At 44.2% G+C, this 16,075-nt stretch carries 14 protein-coding genes, 1 tRNA gene and 1 pseudogene; 9 read left to right on the top strand and 7 right to left on the bottom strand.

The features are described 5' to 3' along the window. Positions 1-73: 73 nt before the first annotated feature. The 9 genes from CIK98_RS05240 to lnu(AN2) all read left to right on the top strand — a co-directional run bounded on the left by CIK98_RS05240 (position 74) and on the right by lnu(AN2) (position 8,390). Positions 74-877 carry an MBL fold metallo-hydrolase gene (locus tag CIK98_RS05240; RefSeq protein ID WP_094383229.1) on the top strand — a complete coding sequence of 268 codons (804 nt, stop codon included), beginning with the start codon at positions 74-76 and terminating at the stop codon, positions 875-877. Beyond that, positions 877-2,196: a DEAD/DEAH box helicase gene (locus CIK98_RS05245; RefSeq protein WP_094383230.1), complete on the top strand. Its 1,320-nt coding sequence runs from the start codon at positions 877-879 to the stop codon at positions 2,194-2,196. The genes CIK98_RS05240 and CIK98_RS05245 overlap by 1 nt, the downstream gene beginning before the upstream one ends. A 136-nt stretch (positions 2,197-2,332) precedes the next feature. After that, entirely contained in the window at positions 2,333-3,400 is a 1,068-nt protein-coding gene (gene serC / locus CIK98_RS05250) for a 3-phosphoserine/phosphohydroxythreonine transaminase (RefSeq protein WP_094383231.1), read from the top strand. 15 nt (positions 3,401-3,415) lie between these two features. Continuing rightward, positions 3,416-4,330 carry an NAD(P)-dependent oxidoreductase gene (locus tag CIK98_RS05255; protein WP_094383232.1) on the top strand — a complete coding sequence of 305 codons (915 nt, stop codon included), beginning with the start codon at positions 3,416-3,418 and terminating at the stop codon, positions 4,328-4,330. Positions 4,331-4,337: 7 nt separating this feature from the next. Then, positions 4,338-5,585, top strand: a complete 1,248-nt coding sequence (locus CIK98_RS05260; RefSeq protein ID WP_094383233.1) for a DUF1015 domain-containing protein — start codon at positions 4,338-4,340, stop codon at positions 5,583-5,585. 11 nt (positions 5,586-5,596) lie between these two features. Further along, positions 5,597-6,184, top strand: coding sequence for a YigZ family protein (locus tag CIK98_RS05265; RefSeq protein ID WP_094383234.1), 588 nt, complete (start codon positions 5,597-5,599; stop codon positions 6,182-6,184). A 48-nt stretch (positions 6,185-6,232) separates the two neighbouring features. Then, positions 6,233-6,320: transfer RNA gene (locus tag CIK98_RS05270), tRNA-Ser, on the top strand. Positions 6,321-6,647: 327 nt separating this feature from the next. Beyond that, entirely contained in the window at positions 6,648-7,853 is a 1,206-nt protein-coding gene (gene mef(En2), locus CIK98_RS05275) for a macrolide efflux MFS transporter Mef(En2) (protein WP_005786079.1), read from the top strand. A gap of 24 nt (positions 7,854-7,877) precedes the next feature. Further along, the gene (gene lnu(AN2) / locus CIK98_RS05280) at positions 7,878-8,390 is read left to right on the top strand and encodes a lincosamide nucleotidyltransferase Lnu(AN2) (RefSeq protein ID WP_009038171.1); all 513 of its coding nucleotides are present in this window, start codon (positions 7,878-7,880) and stop codon (positions 8,388-8,390) included. A gap of 445 nt (positions 8,391-8,835) precedes the next feature. Here the strand turns inward: lnu(AN2) and CIK98_RS05295 are convergent, their stop codons facing one another. From CIK98_RS05295 to CIK98_RS05325, 7 genes and pseudogenes are all read right to left on the bottom strand, one after another. Beyond that, on the bottom strand, positions 8,836-9,189 hold the full coding sequence (locus tag CIK98_RS05295; protein WP_004308780.1) for a nuclear transport factor 2 family protein: 354 nt from the start codon (positions 9,187-9,189) through the stop codon (positions 8,836-8,838). An 88-nt stretch (positions 9,190-9,277) separates the two neighbouring features. Beyond that, entirely contained in the window at positions 9,278-10,681 is a 1,404-nt protein-coding gene (locus tag CIK98_RS05300; protein ID WP_004308779.1) for a hypothetical protein, read from the bottom strand. A gap of 211 nt (positions 10,682-10,892) precedes the next feature. Continuing rightward, positions 10,893-11,849, bottom strand: a complete 957-nt coding sequence (locus tag CIK98_RS05305) for a toprim domain-containing protein (RefSeq protein ID WP_025077123.1) — start codon at positions 11,847-11,849, stop codon at positions 10,893-10,895. A gap of 212 nt (positions 11,850-12,061) precedes the next feature. After that, positions 12,062-13,138 carry an AAA family ATPase gene (locus tag CIK98_RS05310; protein WP_008766855.1) on the bottom strand — a complete coding sequence of 359 codons (1,077 nt, stop codon included), beginning with the start codon at positions 13,136-13,138 and terminating at the stop codon, positions 12,062-12,064. Between the two features lie 14 nt (positions 13,139-13,152). Then, positions 13,153-13,461, bottom strand: coding sequence for a DUF3853 family protein (locus CIK98_RS05315; RefSeq protein ID WP_004308776.1), 309 nt, complete (start codon positions 13,459-13,461; stop codon positions 13,153-13,155). A gap of 224 nt (positions 13,462-13,685) precedes the next feature. Then, positions 13,686-14,729: a hypothetical protein gene (locus CIK98_RS05320; RefSeq protein ID WP_004308775.1), complete on the bottom strand. Its 1,044-nt coding sequence runs from the start codon at positions 14,727-14,729 to the stop codon at positions 13,686-13,688. Between the two features lie 8 nt (positions 14,730-14,737). Continuing rightward, positions 14,738-16,033: pseudogene (locus CIK98_RS05325) on the bottom strand (YhcG family protein). Positions 16,034-16,075 lie beyond the last annotated feature (42 nt).

Genomic DNA, 16,075 nt, shown 5'->3' on the forward strand with positions numbered 1-16,075 from the left:
CTGTGCAAAGTTAACAAAATCATTTGGCAGTAACGCATTTTTTTCTTACTTTTGCACAAAATATTAACTAATAATGCTGAAATTCATTTCTTTTGGGAGTGGTAGTAGCGGAAACAGCTATCTCCTATACACAGATAAAGATGGAATACTTATCGACGCAGGCATTGGAGTGAGAAGCTTGAAAAAGGCGCTCAGGGATTACGGCATCCCCATAACCCGTGTCGGCAATATTCTCATCACCCACGACCATGCCGACCATGTAAAGTCGGTGGGCAGCTTGAGCCGGGAATTTGATATTCCCGTATATTCCACTAAAGAGGTCCATGAGGGAATATTCAAAAATTATTGCGTGGTGAAAAAGATAGAGGGACGCAACGCTCATTGTCTTCGGAAAAGTGAGACAAAACAGATAGGTGAGTTCTCTGTCACACCATTCAATGTACCTCATGACAGCACCGATTGTGTTGGATATTTCATCCAGTCAGAAGATGTCTCTTTCTGTATCGTAACCGACGTTGGGGAGATAACAGACGAGATAAAGACGTATATCTCACAAGCCAACTACCTCGTCATTGAGGCAAACCACGACGAGGAGATGCTAAAGGACGGACCATACCCTGAGCATCTGAAACGTAGGATAATGGGAATACAGGGACATCTCAGCAACAAAAAATGCGGAGAGGCTCTTGTGGAAAACTCTACAGAAAAACTGAAGATGGTTTGGCTTTGCCACCTCAGTGAAGAAAACAACCATCCGGAACTTGCAAGGAAAACCGTTGAGGCTATATTACGCAACAGTGGCATAATAGTCGGAAAGGAATTTGGTCTGGAGGTGTTGAAGCGAAAGACCCCAACTGGAATATTTGATCTGAAATAATGAATATCGACAAGGTATTACAAAAACTGCGCATTGATGAACTGAACGAAATGCAGCAGGCTGCATGCAAGACAATACTCGGAACACAAAGAGATGTAGTCATACTCTCGCCTACGGGTTCCGGCAAAACTCTTGCATACCTTCTGCCTACAGCACATCTCGTAGACGAAAATAGCAACAATGTACAGGTCATCGTCGTCGTACCTGGACGTGAGCTGGCCCTACAGTCCGGCAATGTCCTAAAGTCCATGGCTTGTGGCATACGCTCCGTGAGTTGTTATGGCGGACGTCCGGCAATGGAGGAACACAAAACCTTAAAGCAGGTAATGCCTCAGGTTGTGTTCGGCACACCGGGACGGCTTAACGACCATATACAGAAGGGAAATATCTCTGTCTATAACGTCAGGATGCTCATCATCGACGAGTTCGACAAATGTCTCGAAATGGGATTCCACGACGAGATGTCACGTCTCATTGGCAGATTGCCAGGACTTCGCCGGCGCCTTCTGCTCTCTGCCACCGATGCAGAGGAAATTCCACATTTCGTCAGTCTCTCGTCTGCTTGTCGTCTTGACTTCCTAAACAAGGAAGAACAAGTGCCTGCCCGTGTAACAATATTCGAGGTAAGAAGCCAAATGAAAGACAAGCTACACGAATTGTCGCGACTGCTGCGATCTTTCGGCAGCCAAAGCAGTATCGTTTTCCTCAACTACCGTGAGAGCGTTGAACGCACAGCAGGGTTTCTCTCTTCCGAAGGCTTTGCCGTTTGCCATTTTCATGGAGGCATGGAACAGAAAGAGCGCGAAGACTCACTCTACAAGTTTAGCAATGGCTCTGCAAACATATTCGTGAGCACCGACCTCGCCTCCCGTGGCCTTGACATACCCAATGTCGACAACATCGTCCACTATCATCTTCCACAGGGTGAAGACGGTTATGTACACCGAGTAGGGCGCACTGCCAGATGGAATGCCCACGGCCATACCTTTTTCATTCTTGGTCCGGACGAACACATTCCTGAGTTCATAGAAGGCGATATTGAGCCATTCGACATTCCCGACCAACTTCCACCGCCTTCTGCACCTCGAATGGCCACTATATATATAGGTAAAGGGAAGAAAGACAAGATCAGTAAAGGCGACATATTAGGCTTCCTTTGCAAAAAAGGCGGACTGTCTAACGACGCCATCGGTCGCATAGATGTCAACGACCGTTATGCCTATGTGGCAGTGGCGAGAGAACATGTCGGAGAACTACTCAAAAAAGTATGCGGAGAAAAGATAAAAGGCATAAAAACAGTGATTGAACCTATCAAATAGCAAGAAAAACACAGATATTTGTAAATTTTTGCAAAATTATTTGGTCGTTTCATAAATTTAGTGTAATTTCGCCGTCGCTTTTTGTAAATATGAGCAAGTAACATTCATTAAATAATATTTCTAATAGACAATCAAAATGAAGAAGTACAATTTTAACGCAGGTCCTTCAATGCTTCCACGCGAAGTGATTGAAAACACAGCAAAACAGTGTTTAGACTTTCAAGGTTCTGGTCTTTCCCTGATGGAGATAAGCCACCGTGCAAAGAATTTCCAGCCTGTAGTTGACGAAGCTGTAGCTCTTGTAAAGGAGCTCCTTCAGGTGCCGGAAGGCTATTCCGTGATTTTCCTTGGTGGTGGTGCCTCGCTTGAATTCTGTATGATACCTTACAACTTCCTTATCAACAAGGCTGCATACCTCAATACTGGCGTATGGGCAAAGAAGGCGATGAAGGAAGCCAAGTTGTTTGGCGATGTGGTAGAAGTGGCTTCTTCTGCCGATGCCAATTATACATTTATCCCCAAGGGATGGACATGTCCTTCTGATGTAGACTATCTCCACATCACAACCAACAATACCATCTACGGTACTGAAATCCGTCACGAGCTCGATGTCAACGTCCCAATGATAGCAGACATGTCTTCTGATATCATGAGCCGTCCGGTTGACGTTAGCAAGTACGACTGCATCTATGGAGGTGCACAGAAAAACCTCTCCATGGCAGGTGTCACTATCGTCATCGTTAAGGACGACAAGCTCGGCAAGGCTCCACGTGAGATACCTACAATGCTCGACTATCGCACCCATGTGGACAAAGGCTCAATGTTCAACACTCCTCCAGTAGTACCCATCTACTGCATGCTCGAGAATCTTCGTTGGATAAAGGCCAATGGAGGCGTGGCTGCAATGGACAAACTCGCACATCAGCGTGCTGAGATTGTTTATGGAGAGATAGACCGCAATAAGCTCTTCCGCGGAACTGTGGCTGAGGAAGACCGCTCGCTCATGAACATCTGCTTCGTAATGAACGACGAATACAAAGAACTCGAAAAAGCCTTCCTCGACTTCGCTACTGAGCGTGGCATGGTTGGCATCAAGGGCCACCGCAGTGTTGGAGGTTTCCGAGCTAGCTGCTACAACGCCCAAACTATTGAAGGTGTCAACGCCCTCGTTGAGTGCATGAAGGAATTCGAGGCAAAGAACTAAATTTGGAACAATCTTATGAAAGTATTAGTAGCTACAGAAAAACCATTTGCGGCAGCTGCCGTCAATGGCATAAGAAAAGAAATAGAATCTGCAGGCAATGAACTCGTCCTGCTTGAGAAATATACCGAAAAGTCTCAGCTCCTTGAGGCTGTTGCAGATGCCGACGCGCTGATCATTCGTTCAGACAAAGTTGACGCTGAGGTTCTCGACGCTGCAAAGCAACTGAAGATTGTGGTTCGTGCCGGTGCCGGATATGACAATATCGACCTCGCTGCCGCAACAGCTCATGACGTAGTGGCAGAAAATACTCCAGGCCAGAACTCTAACGCAGTGGCTGAACTTGTGTTCGGTATGCTGGTGTTCGCCGTGCGCAACTTCTTCAACGGCAAGGCTGGCTCAGAACTCATGGGCAAGAAACTTGGTATTCTCGCCTTTGGTAACGTAGGACGCAATGTGGCACGTATAGCTGCTGGCTTCGGTATGGATGTGTATGCTTACGACGCTTTCTGCCCGAAGGAAGCCATAGAAGCTGCAGGCGTAAAGGCTGTCGACAATCAGGACGCACTCTTCGAAACATGTGATGTGGTGTCACTCCATATTCCTGCCACACCGGAAACAAAGCAGAGCATCAACGCTTCTTTGGTTGGCAAGATGAAGAAAGGCGGTGTACTTGTCAATACAGCACGCAAGGAAGTCATCAACGAGCAAGAACTGCTCAAACTGATGGAAGAGCGTACAGACCTTAAGTATGTCACCGACATCAAACCCGATGCCGATGCAGACTTCGCTAAACTCGAAGGCCGCTATTTCAGCACCCCAAAGAAGATGGGTGCCCAGACTGCCGAGGCAAACATCAATGCTGGCATAGCTGCTGCTCGTCAGATCAATGCCTTCTTCAAGGACGGTTGCACAAAGTTCAAGGTAAACTGATATCCCTATGGCGATTGTAAAACCTTTTAAGGGCATACGCCCTCCAAAGCAGTATGTGGAACAGGTGGAGTCGCGTCCTTATGACGTGCTTGAATCCGAAGAAGCACGTGCCGAGGCAGGCAACAACGAGAAAAGCCTTTACCACATCATAAAGCCGGAGATTGACTTCCCGGAAGGTACAAGCGAGTATGACCCGCGCGTATATGAAAAGGCTGCCGAAAACTTCCAAATGTTCCAGGATAAAGGATGGCTCGTGCAAGACGAAAAGGACCACTACTACATCTATGCCCAGACCATGAACGGCAAGACACAGTATGGTCTCGTAGTGGGAGCATATGTCGACGATTATATGACGGGAAAAATCAAAAAACATGAACTCACCCGCCGCGACAAGGAAGAAGACCGCATGAAACACGTGCGTGTCAACAATGCCAATATCGAACCGGTCTTCTTCGCTTATCCCGACAACGAAGTCCTCGACAAGCTCATCATGCGCTATGCATCCACTGAGCCAGAATACGACTTTATTGCACCTGTCGATGGTTTTGGCCATAAGTTTTGGGTAGTCGCTGACGACAATGACATAGCGCTCATAACCGAAGAGTTCGCAAAAATGCCGTCACTCTATATTGCCGACGGACATCACCGTTCCGCAGCCGCCGCACTCGTGGGAGCCGAGAAGGCAAAACTCAATCCCAACCATCGTGGCGACGAGGAGTACAACTATTTTATGGCGGTATGCTTCCAGGCTTCACAACTCACCATCCTCGACTACAACCGTGTGGTAAAAGACCTCAATGGCCTTTCCTCTGAAGAGTTCCTGGCTCGATTGTCTGAAAACTTCATAGTTGAAGACAAGGGCACCGAACTCTACAAACCAGCCGAAATCCATGAGTTCTCGCTCTATCTCGACAACCATTGGTATAGTTTGAAAGCAAAGGAGGGAACCTACGACAACAGCGACCCAATTGGTGTTCTCGACGTCGATATCTCAAGCAGGCTCATTCTAGATGAGATACTCGACATTAAGGACCTCCGTTCGAGCAAGCGTATCGACTTCGTTGGCGGATTGCGTGGATTGTCAGAGCTGAAGCGTCGTGTCGACAGTGGCGAGATGCGTGCCGCCTTGGCACTCTATCCAGTGTCAATGAAGCAGATAATGGACATTGCCGACAGCGGTAAGATAATGCCGCCAAAGGCAACATGGTTTGAACCGAAGCTCCGTTCCGGCCTTGTCATCCATAAACTAGATTAATTTAGCAAAAATTGGATTCGTATAAGACCATATCAGAAAATAGGGTAGGCGAGGGCTACATCACTGAAAAGCGAAGTAAGTTCCTCGCCTTCGCTCATCATGTAGAAAACGTAGAAGATGTGAAACGGCTCGTGGCAGAGTATCGAAAGAAATACTACGATGCCCGACATGTCTGTTGGGCATATATGCTCGGACACGAACGCACCGACTTCCGCGCCAACGACGATGGTGAACCGAGCAGTACTGCCGGCAAGCCAATCCTTGGCCAGATCAACAGTCTTGAGCTCACCAATGTCTTTATTGTAGTCATAAGATATTTTGGAGGAGTGTTGTTAGGTACAAGCGGCCTTATCATAGCTTATCGTGAGGCAGCCGCAGAAGCCCTTGCAGATTCCACAATAGAAACACGTCTCATAGAAGAAGAAATCAGCTATACGTTCACATATCCCATGATGAACGACGTGATGCGAATTGTAAAGGAGATGCAGCCACGCATTGTGTCGCAATCGTTTGACAACACCTGCGAAATACGTCTTGCCATAAGAAAATCGATGGCAGAAGCGTTAAAAACAAAATTATCAAAACTTTCTTTTGAATAATTTTGGTTGTTTCATTTTTTCTTCGTACCTTTGCAGTCGAAAATCAATGGAGAGTTGGCAGAGTGAACGATCGCGCTGGACTCGAAATCCGGTATACCCTTTTCGGGTATCGGGGGTTTGAATCCCTCACTCTCCGCAACAAACGCTGAAAATCAGCAAATTGTAAAACAAACACCCAGTTTTACACCCAAGAATGTAAAGTCGGGTGTTTTTGTTTTATTTAAGATAATACAACCACTACATAATAAAAGAGTAGCGATATTAAAAGAATCCGATGAGAAAAGACTAATATTTATCTATCCATTCAGTTTGATTTTTCAGGACTTTACATCGTCCTGAAAGTATTTGTTATTGTATTCCAACGTCAGGAGTGGATTATAATACAAGTTTTTTGTGTGGATAGAATTTCGTTTTGCTTAATGTACGAAAGTACTTATCTATAAACGCATGAAATATTAGCACAATGAATCATTGGAAATCAACTTTGGCCGTGATAGGAATAGGCCAACTCATATCTATTTTAACAAGTACGATTGTTGGCTTCTCCATTATTTTTTGGATTAGCAACGAATTTAAATCCCCGACAGCTTTATCTCTGGCTATTTTAGCTGGATTTTTACCACAATTTGTATTAGGCTTGTTTGCCGGGGTCTATGTTGACAGATGGAATCGAAAGAAAACGATGTTTTATTCGGACTTGTTCATCGCGTTCTGTACCCTATGTCTTTTTATTGTGATAACCAAGGGTTATAAAGACCTTTCTTTTTTTTATCTATTGACTGCTTGTCGTTCAATAGGCAGTACGTTTCATGCACCTGCTTTACAGGCAAGCATCCCTCTACTGGTTCCCAAGCACCATCTTGTCAGGGTATCAGGTTTGTACCATTCCATTCAATCCTTCAGTGAGGTGATAGCTCCCGTTGTAGGGGCAAGCCTCGTTGTTTGGCTTCCCATACAGTATATTCTGCTCATAGATGTGATCGGAGCTGTTGCTGCTTGTCTGACCTTACTTTGTGTCCAGATTCCTTCTCTTCAAAAAACGAAAGTTCTTCCAGATTTCAAAAAAGAACTGACGGAATGTTGGCATACCTTGCGGCGTACAATGGGCATTTTGCCTTTATTCGTATGCTTTACGCTGGTGACTTTTGTCCTTATGCCTGTTTTTACGTTATTTCCTTTTATGACGCTTCTGCATTTCAACGGAAACATTTTGCAAATGGGAGTTGTGGAAATGGGTTGGGGCTCAGGGGCATTGTTGGGCGGTTTAGTACTTGCCTGTAAGGCTTTGAAAAGCAAGCAAACATTAGTGATGCATACGGCTTATGTGATATTGGGATTGTATCTGATTAGCGCCAGTTATTTACCATCAAGCGCATTTATAGGTTTTGTTTGCCTAACATTTACAGGAGGCATAGCCTATTCCATTTACCATGCGCTTTTCATCGCTATTATTCAGCAGAACTTGGCTTCGGACATGCTTGGACGGACTTTTTCTCTCATCTTTAGTTTGAGTACCTTTCCATCAATGCTGGGTATCGTAGCTTCAGGATATTGGGTGGAAGCATGGGGTATCACATCCGTCTTTATGATCAGCGGATGGGTTATCTTTCTGATTGGAGTGGGTGCAAATTTTATTTCTTCAATCAAGCAGTTGGATAATTACGCATAGTATTATTTATTAAAGAATTATTATATGACAAAGAAAGAACACACTACGATTACAGAGTTATTTCAAGTTTTGGACTTGTTGGAAAGCCTGGACATGCAGTTTTGGTTGGATGGAGGCTGGGGAGTGGATGTCTTGTACGGACAGCAAACCCGCTTGCATAGAGATATTGACATTGATTTTGATGCCAATTATACAGACCAACTCCTTGATCTTTTGCAGGAGAGAGGATATCAAATTGAAACAAATTGGTTGCCCACCCGTATGGAACTGTATAGCAAAGAATTAGGCTATATTGATATCCATCCTTTTGTCTTGAATGCGGACGGCACTTCCAAACAAGCCGACTTGGATGGAGGCTGGTATGAATTTCAACCGGACTATTTTGGAACAGCAGTCTTTGAAGGCAGAAGCATCCCTTGCATTTCTGCAAAAGGGCAACAAGTATTCCATTCGGGCTACGATTTAAGAGAGAAGGATATTCACGATTTATCTATAATTAAACAATGTATAACAACAATGAGCCTAACAATTAGATAAGAACAAGAAAATGACAGAAAAACAAATTGTCTGGTATATCTTACTTACAGAAGTAAAGATAGACAGTGACACCCAGTCTGTCACATCCCTGAGTGTAGCTCCATTGGCAGTCTTGCCGGAATTCCAGCGTAAGGGAATTGGGGGGGATGTTGATTCAGTAAGCCCATCAGAGGGCAGCACTTTTGGGTTACGGCACAGCAGTCGTATTGGGGCATAAAGAGTATTATCCTCGATTTGGCTATCGCAAGGCTATCGATTTAGGAATTGAATTTCCTTTCGAAGTCTCTCATGAATATTGCATGGTGGCTGAATTAATACCTGGAGCTACTGAGAATGTGAAAGGTATGGTTTGTTATCCAACTGACTTTAAATAGTTTAACAAGTAAAATTCATTATATAACTCGGACTGGGTATTTCAATTTCCCAGTCCGTATTCTGATAGTACTTATTCAATTGGAAGATTGTGTTGCTTCAAGAATGAAAGTTTATCCCAATACCCTCTTTGAAAGACGATTTTGTTATCTTTTACATGAAAAAATCCGCATCCACGAAGTCCAAGAGAGTCTTTCCATTCCATGATAGCCCATTCGCCATCTTCAAAAATATTTTCCACCATACAAACCATTTTAGCAGTGGCAAATTCATTCACAAACATTTTGTAGATTGATTCTTTACCTATTATTGGTTCGTTTGCGACTTGATGATTTACTGCATTAGTAGCATACAGCTCTGCTATATGATAAGCATCTGCTTTGTTAAAGCAATCTATCCATTTTTCCAAAACTTCTTTAGGCTTCATTTTTTATAAATTCTTAGGATTTTGATTCTGTAATAAAAACAATCTGTTTGGATGCATAGATACTTGATTTTATTAATAATAGGCTATTCTATATTCTAAATCCTCTGGATTTTTGCTCTCTCTGCACCGAGTTACGTAGATTCTGCTGTAACTTTTCCCATTGTTCCTTAAACCATTGTACTATGGGTTGTCGGTTTATGGTCAGCATAAGCTTACCACTATCCATCGGATGTTTCTCAACCCTAAAAATATCATTCTTGATGTCAAATTTCCACCTGTGTTCTTCGGAATAAATTTTGCCACTACATTGTATGGATTCTTTCTTTGTCAAGAGGTTTTCTATCATGTCTTTGGTAAACCCGATAACAGCGCATAATTTTTCCATTCTCAACATCTCTTTGAACATGGGAAACCATTTGTGGGCTTTTTCAAGCAAGGTGCTCAATCGTGATATTTCCTTGTCTTTGGCTTCAAGTTCTTGATTATGTATTCTTTGAAGATTACGAATTTGTCTGCTATGCTGTTCCTGTATTTGTTGTATCTGAATTTTTAATTCATCAGTAGCTTTGTCCCGTTTGGTAATTTCCTGATGTAGCTGCTCGATGTGATGTTCCAGTTCTTTCAGCTTACCGCTTCCGAAAAGAGAACCTACACCGCTTGCTATGGCGGTAGCAGCATTGGTGGCTGTTTTCTTTAGTTTGTCCGTGCGTATCTCTGCTTTTACCTGTTTGAGTTCCTGTTCGGCAAGGCTTACTTGTTGTTCCTTGTGTCGCTTGGTTTCCTCTATACGTTGCAGTTCGGCTTTCTGCTTCTCAATGATGAAATCATTTCGTTCCAGATGCTCTTTACCTGTGACAGCTTTTGCCTGTCCACGTTCCATCAGGAGAATATCGGAAGCAAGGGTCTGCATGGTTGCCATATCCTCGTCATTGAGCTTTCGGCTCTTTCCAGTTTCATGGTTCATCCAGTCGAATACGACATGAGCATGATAATTTGGTTTGAACCATCTGTTACCGACTTGGAAGCTCTCCTTGTCTTCTGCTTCCGGCTGACCGTTCAGCCAATGCCCTTCGTCTTTATGCAGGAAAATCTGTAGCGGAGTGATGCCCCAGCGTCTTTGGCACTCTTCACCGAATTTGCGTACATCAGCCAGTGTGGTGTCCGGTCTGATAAGCAATACTCCTTCACGGATGGGTGAGCATCCCGCCACCTTGATAATCTTTCCATTCTTTCCCTTGCGTTCCCTTTCCTTTTCCTGCATGGCACGTCCGGTCTTTTCCTTGACCATTTGCTTGATATTGTCATAATGAGTTCGCAGTTCGGGAGTGCCGAAGTCGGGATTTATCCACTGTTCGTTATCGGTGGAAAGTTCGGGAACGACATAGATTCTGGACTCCCCGATATTACGCATATACTCGGCAGTCCTTCGGTTGTGTGCCTCGCTCGATGCGATGTTGCAAGGCTTGATATGTATGCTTGATTTTGTTGCCATAGCTTCTTTCCTTTGTTTACAATTGATTTACTTTGCTCGCTTTCGCAGAGGGGTTCTTAGGGGTAACCCATAAGCGGAGATTGCAAAGAGAGGGTCACTCTTTGCTCGGGGTTCTCAGGGGTGAAACGCCCTGAGTGGGTCATTAGGGCAAAGCCCTAATCCCCTCGGGAGAGCCCACAACTACGAAAGCGAAGCGTGTAGTTATAGTGGGCTATAACTGGAAGCCGTTCTTCTTTTCCGGTGATTGGCTGCGCACCCCTTTGGCGGACTGGAGCTGCCTTTTTCTTTCAATCTGTTTCTGTAAGTATTCGTTCAAGTCCTTGCATCCTCTGTAAATCTGCGAAGCGTCCCGGAGGTACCGCTCTCTGCCGTATTCCATGCGGATTTGCCGGAGTGCTTCCAGTCCTGCATGGTCGTTGTCGAAAAAGCAGTGGATGCGTTCGTAATTGCCCAACGGATAGAGAGCCTTGTTTACATTCGATACGGAGTTCAATACAATGTAGTCCTGCCCGTCCAATTCCGGATAATTTGGGCAGCTCTCTTGTCTCAATGTCAAAAAGGAGAGGTAGTCCATAAATCCCTCGAACACATAACAGGTATTCCTCGCTTTTCCCGACTGCCTGATGTGGGAGATTTCCTTTGGGGCGATGCAGCCCTTGAAATAGCGGTTGCGGATTTCATATCCACACGAACCATTGGGAAAGGCGATGGCAAAGTACCGCTTGCCGTTGTGAGTGAAACGTGCTTCACTACATTCTCTTTTCGCCAGTTTTATGTTAATTCCTCTACCTTGTAAGTAGGCAAGCAGGGCAGTAGATGACAGCGGAACAATCTCCAACTGTTGGAAGCTCGGCTCGGAAGAGTTTTGCTTTCCAAAAGAGAAAGATACCGGGCGCACGTGCGGTGTCTGCTCTGCTATCCGTTTCAAGATGTAAGGTACATGGTCGGTAGCGTACAGGTGTGCAGCCAGTTCTATGATACCACCACCTTTACCCAAACCGAAGTCATACCATTGTTCACGTTCGGTATTTACCTTGAACGAGGCTTCGGCTTCTTCCCTTAACGGTGATTTATACCACAGATTGACACCTTGTTGCTTGACGGGAGAATATCCTAAACTATGCAGATAATCCGCTATTCTGATTTGCTTGGCTGTCTGTATATCCATAAAATGATTGTTTTAGTAGTTGGTGAATTGGTTTATTTTTCTTTTTGCCCGTACCTTTTTAGGAAGTACGGTCTATAATCACTTCACTAAATTCTCGTATATATAGGATACGGTAATAAAGTGAAGTGATTTAGTCCCATTCCCCAAGCACTTCACTATATTCCTAATATATACACCCCGAGAATAAAGTGAAGTGATTGCAGGGAAATGGGCTAATAGTGGAAGTCAGGCATGAATGTGTATTTTCTGCCTGTCTCCTGCACTATCATCCGTTTGTTGCGGAGCATGGTGATGAGCGATACCGCCTTTTTATGGTTCAGCTTTACACCCACTGACATATAGGTCTTGATTAAGGCATCTTCCAGTTCCTTGTAGCCGTATTCCTCTTTCAGCCCGAAAACGGCTTCCAATGCGATACGGTGCTGCTGCTCGGTGATATGCCTGTAAGGGTCGAACTTCTCTTCTTCGGGTCTTCCCGGCTTCTTTGTTTCAGGTTTGTATCCCTCAATGAGTTCGGGAAGGGCTTTGTCGTTGATACGGAATGCGAAAGGCTCAAAGTCCATTGCCCGGATGTGAATGGCTGAAACATGGCTGATGTCACCGTTGCCCTTGTCCTTTTCTACCTGCAATACGGTTTCCGCCTTGTTGTTCAACTCCGTACCAATGTGCCCTCTTGCGTTCTCATCCCCTTTGTTCTGATGCAGTATCGTATGGATATGTATCTGCCTGTCGTCCGTCCACTGCATCAGCTTGGATATGATGCGTGTTGATTCACTGGGGCTGTTGATGTCATACACCATATCCCGTATGCCGTCTATAATTACAAGACCGATTTCGGGTGTATTGTAAATAGCCTGTTCCACAATCCTGATACGCTGCTCAGGCGTGTATTTTCTTAAGGCAAGAAATTCAAGATTCTCATTGTCCCTATCATCTGGCAAACCAGCCATTCGCAAAATGCGCGTCATGACTTTCAGACAATGGTAAGGGCTTTGCTCTGTATCAACATAAAGCACTTTCCGCTTATCTTCAGGCAGTTCAGCCACATACCGCAGCACTGTGCCGTTCTTCAATGCAGCGGCTACGATAGCCGATACATTGAACGTTTTTTTACTTTTGGCTTTGCCGATGGATGCGCTGAAATTACCCAATGTCCCAATGACAGAATCATGTACTTTAAGGATTTCAGGTGCTTTCTCATAACTTTTCGACAGGCTCAAACGTGAGGCTTGCCAAAGGATTATGGCTTCTTCAGCCGATATTTCCTTAGTCTCTTTCATATAGTCCATAGCCATGCCTCCCGTTATTTCCGTCCTCCTGTTTTCTTTCCAGCCAGTTCAAGGGCAAGCTCAACATCCACGATAATCTTACGTCCTATCTGAGTGATTGCCTTGTCAATCTTTCCGCTTTTCTTGATACGGTTGGCGGTGGGTAGGCTGCACCCGAACAGTTTGGCTATGCCCAGTATTCCGTACACATATTTTCTTTCTGTGTCTGTAATGGGCTGTGGCTGCGTTTCCGTTTGACGGGAAGCGTGCTTACTTAGGAATATGAACTCTTCACCTGTCATCTGCCAGACGGGTTTTGATAATAATTCTTGAAGATTTTTCATCGTTCAATCTATTTAGTCGTTTAACAATCAGCCCTGCGCACTGGCTGTTATCTCTGTTCTCGAACGATGCAAAATTAGGTAGGGTTGTAAGTGGTAAGGATGTGGTTGATATAAATGGAATATCTTGTTATTTATCTGAATATCAGATAATAAAAATACCACTCAAAAATTTAATTTGAGTGGTAAAAGTGGTTGTTTCGTAAAATGTCAGGGCATATCACAGATTATCGGAATATACCATCCATTTCTTTGGCAAATTTCCGGTTGCTGTCACTGGGGAAATCGGAAACAGGCTCTTTGTACTTTGACTTGTAGTAGCTTTCCTCAATATCCAATATTTTCAGGATATTCCTCTTCCAATTCTCCCTGTCCTGTTTGGGCAGTTTTTCGCTCATCAGGAATATCAGATAGCAGGTACGTATTTTTTCTCTCGGTCTGATTTGGGGTTTGGTGTCGCTTGGTAGCAGGTTCATGCAGGTATAGAAATCATGTTCGGAAATATTCTCGAACTGTTCTCCCACGCAGGTTACATGAATGAGCGAAAGCAGTTCCATATTGAAATACTCAGTCTGTTTCGTTCCCAGCACTTCTTCCTGTATGTTGGGGGCATTTGGTTCTTGTTCGGCTGGCTCTTCCGGCTCGTTTGTTTCATCAAATACATATTTCGCCAATGTCTCTTTGAGGTGGCAGCCCAGCCGATAGATTTCATTGAAACGGCTTTTTGCATATTGCAGGGCTTTCTCTCTGGTCTGTTTTTGCAGATCGTAGAGTTCGGTCAGCTTGTTTTTTTTCTCCTCGTATTCATCTTTGCACCGTTCATATTCCATTTCCGCACGCTTTTCATCCTCTGCAGTGTGTTCCCGATAACCTATGGAATCGTATCGGTGGTATGCTTCGTTTAGCGGAGCATGGAGCTTGGTCGTCTTGTATTGCTGTTCTTCTATGGCTTCTTTATAGATTTCTGAAACTCGGAAGCAGATATTGTAAACGGTCTGTTCATCCGGCATACATCCTTTCTTGTAATAACTTATGTTTTCGCATACTTCCTTTTTCAGGCTATTCAGAATCAGTGTGTATTGCTCCTGTGGAAGATGAAACACCAGTTCAAGAATGGCTGTTTCAAGAACCGTTACATCATTGTAGTCCAGATAGAACTTGGTAATGAATTTCTGCTTTTCAAAAGAGAAACCTTTATTATCAAACCAGTCTTTATATATTCTGTTCAATTCTCCGTATCGGGGAATCAGCGTTGTAATTACATCTTTCATGGACGCAACTATTTTTGAGTGTTATTGTCTTTGTCAAGGAAAGAGGCCAGTTCTTCTTCCACTTCTTCCACGCTGGGCAACGCTGATTTCAGTTTCTCGGGAATCGCTTTGCTCAATTGGTAATCGCTGATGCCGATGGGCTGGTCATAGCCTGTCAATGCGTATTGTGCCACAACTTCGTCTTTTCCCTTGCATAGCAACAACCCGATAGTCTTGTTGTCATTCTCTCCCCTCAGTTTATCATCCACCACATTGATGTAGAAGTTCAGTTGTCCTGCATACTCCGGTTTGAATGGGGTAGCCTTTAATTCTACCACGATATATGCGTGCAACGGAATGGAATATAGAATCAGGTCGGCAAAGAAATCGCTGTTTCCGACTTGGAAGTGCTTCTGCCGGGCAACGAAGGCAAAACCGTTGCCCATTTCCAACAGGTAGCGGGTAACGTGTTTCACCAGCTGTTCTTCAATATCCCTTTCGTCTGCTTTTTCTTTGGCTCCTGCCAAATCAAAGATGTACGGGTCTTTGAGTAGGTAATTGGCAAGGTCGCTTTGTGGAGCCGGAAGTGTGGTCGTGAAATTGTTTACCTTGTTGTTGCTGATTTATCGGCTATACAAATCACTGTCAATTTGCATTTTCAATACATTGCTGCTCCATCCCATTTCCACAGACTGCTTCATGTACCAGTAGCTTAGACCTAAAGGTAGCGAACTGTCAAGTATAGTCATTTGGCTTGTCCAGTTTATTTTGGCTATAGGAGAGGTCAAGAAAACTTCTTCTATTTCCCTGATTCCCATCCTGTAAATGGCAGACACGGTTTTTCCCACATCTTCAAATTGCGCAGGAACTTCCTGCGTAATTGCTAATAATTGACAATCAATCGATTGCATTTGCGCAGTAAGTTCCTGCGTAAATTGCTTGTCATTCAGTTTTAATACTTCATTGGTCACACTCTGTATGGTTGGGACAGACAGGCTTGCATCTGTTTCTATGAAACTTTGCAACGCTCTTAAAGGATATGCTTTTGCAAACTGGCACATATAGGTAAGGTTACGTTCCGAATAGCCTTTCTTTTCAGGGTAATGCAGTCGGATAGCCTTTGCCAACTGCTTGATGATTTTGCTTCCCCATCCGTGCAGCTGCTGGTGATAAAGGATGTAATTGCCTATCTTCCAGTAATGGAACAGCATTTGTGCATTGGCTGCAACAATCAGCCTTACTTGTGCCTGTTCTATTTCCGAACCGACCGCTTGTATGAATGCATCAAAATTCGTTTTCTCTATGTTGGATTCCTTGTTGCTCATATTGTGATGATAATTTCTACAAATATAGTCATTGGTAACTAT

The organism is Prevotella sp. P2-180, assembly GCF_002251435.1.
In the GTDB taxonomy this organism is placed as follows: domain Bacteria; phylum Bacteroidota; class Bacteroidia; order Bacteroidales; family Bacteroidaceae; genus Prevotella.

What these genes read in the sequence shown, in the direction of transcription:
- CIK98_RS05295 (WP_004308780.1), bottom strand. Translation starts at nt 9,189, where the DNA reads ATGAAGCCTAAAGAAGTTTTGGAAAAATGGATAGATTGCTTTAACAAA.
- CIK98_RS05320 (WP_004308775.1), bottom strand. Translation starts at nt 14,729, where the DNA reads ATGAAAGATGTAATTACAACGCTGATTCCCCGATACGGAGAATTGAAC.
- CIK98_RS05245 (WP_094383230.1), top strand. Translation starts at nt 877, where the DNA reads ATGAATATCGACAAGGTATTACAAAAACTGCGCATTGATGAACTGAAC.
- CIK98_RS05305 (WP_025077123.1), bottom strand. Translation starts at nt 11,849, where the DNA reads ATGGATATACAGACAGCCAAGCAAATCAGAATAGCGGATTATCTGCAT.
- CIK98_RS05310 (WP_008766855.1), bottom strand. Translation starts at nt 13,138, where the DNA reads ATGGACTATATGAAAGAGACTAAGGAAATATCGGCTGAAGAAGCCATA.
- CIK98_RS05315 (WP_004308776.1), bottom strand. Translation starts at nt 13,461, where the DNA reads ATGAAAAATCTTCAAGAATTATTATCAAAACCCGTCTGGCAGATGACA.
- CIK98_RS05255 (WP_094383232.1), top strand. Translation starts at nt 3,416, where the DNA reads ATGAAAGTATTAGTAGCTACAGAAAAACCATTTGCGGCAGCTGCCGTC.
- CIK98_RS05300 (WP_004308779.1), bottom strand. Translation starts at nt 10,681, where the DNA reads ATGGCAACAAAATCAAGCATACATATCAAGCCTTGCAACATCGCATCG.
- CIK98_RS05240 (WP_094383229.1), top strand. Translation starts at nt 74, where the DNA reads ATGCTGAAATTCATTTCTTTTGGGAGTGGTAGTAGCGGAAACAGCTAT.
- CIK98_RS05260 (WP_094383233.1), top strand. Translation starts at nt 4,338, where the DNA reads ATGGCGATTGTAAAACCTTTTAAGGGCATACGCCCTCCAAAGCAGTAT.
- serC (WP_094383231.1), top strand. Translation starts at nt 2,333, where the DNA reads ATGAAGAAGTACAATTTTAACGCAGGTCCTTCAATGCTTCCACGCGAA.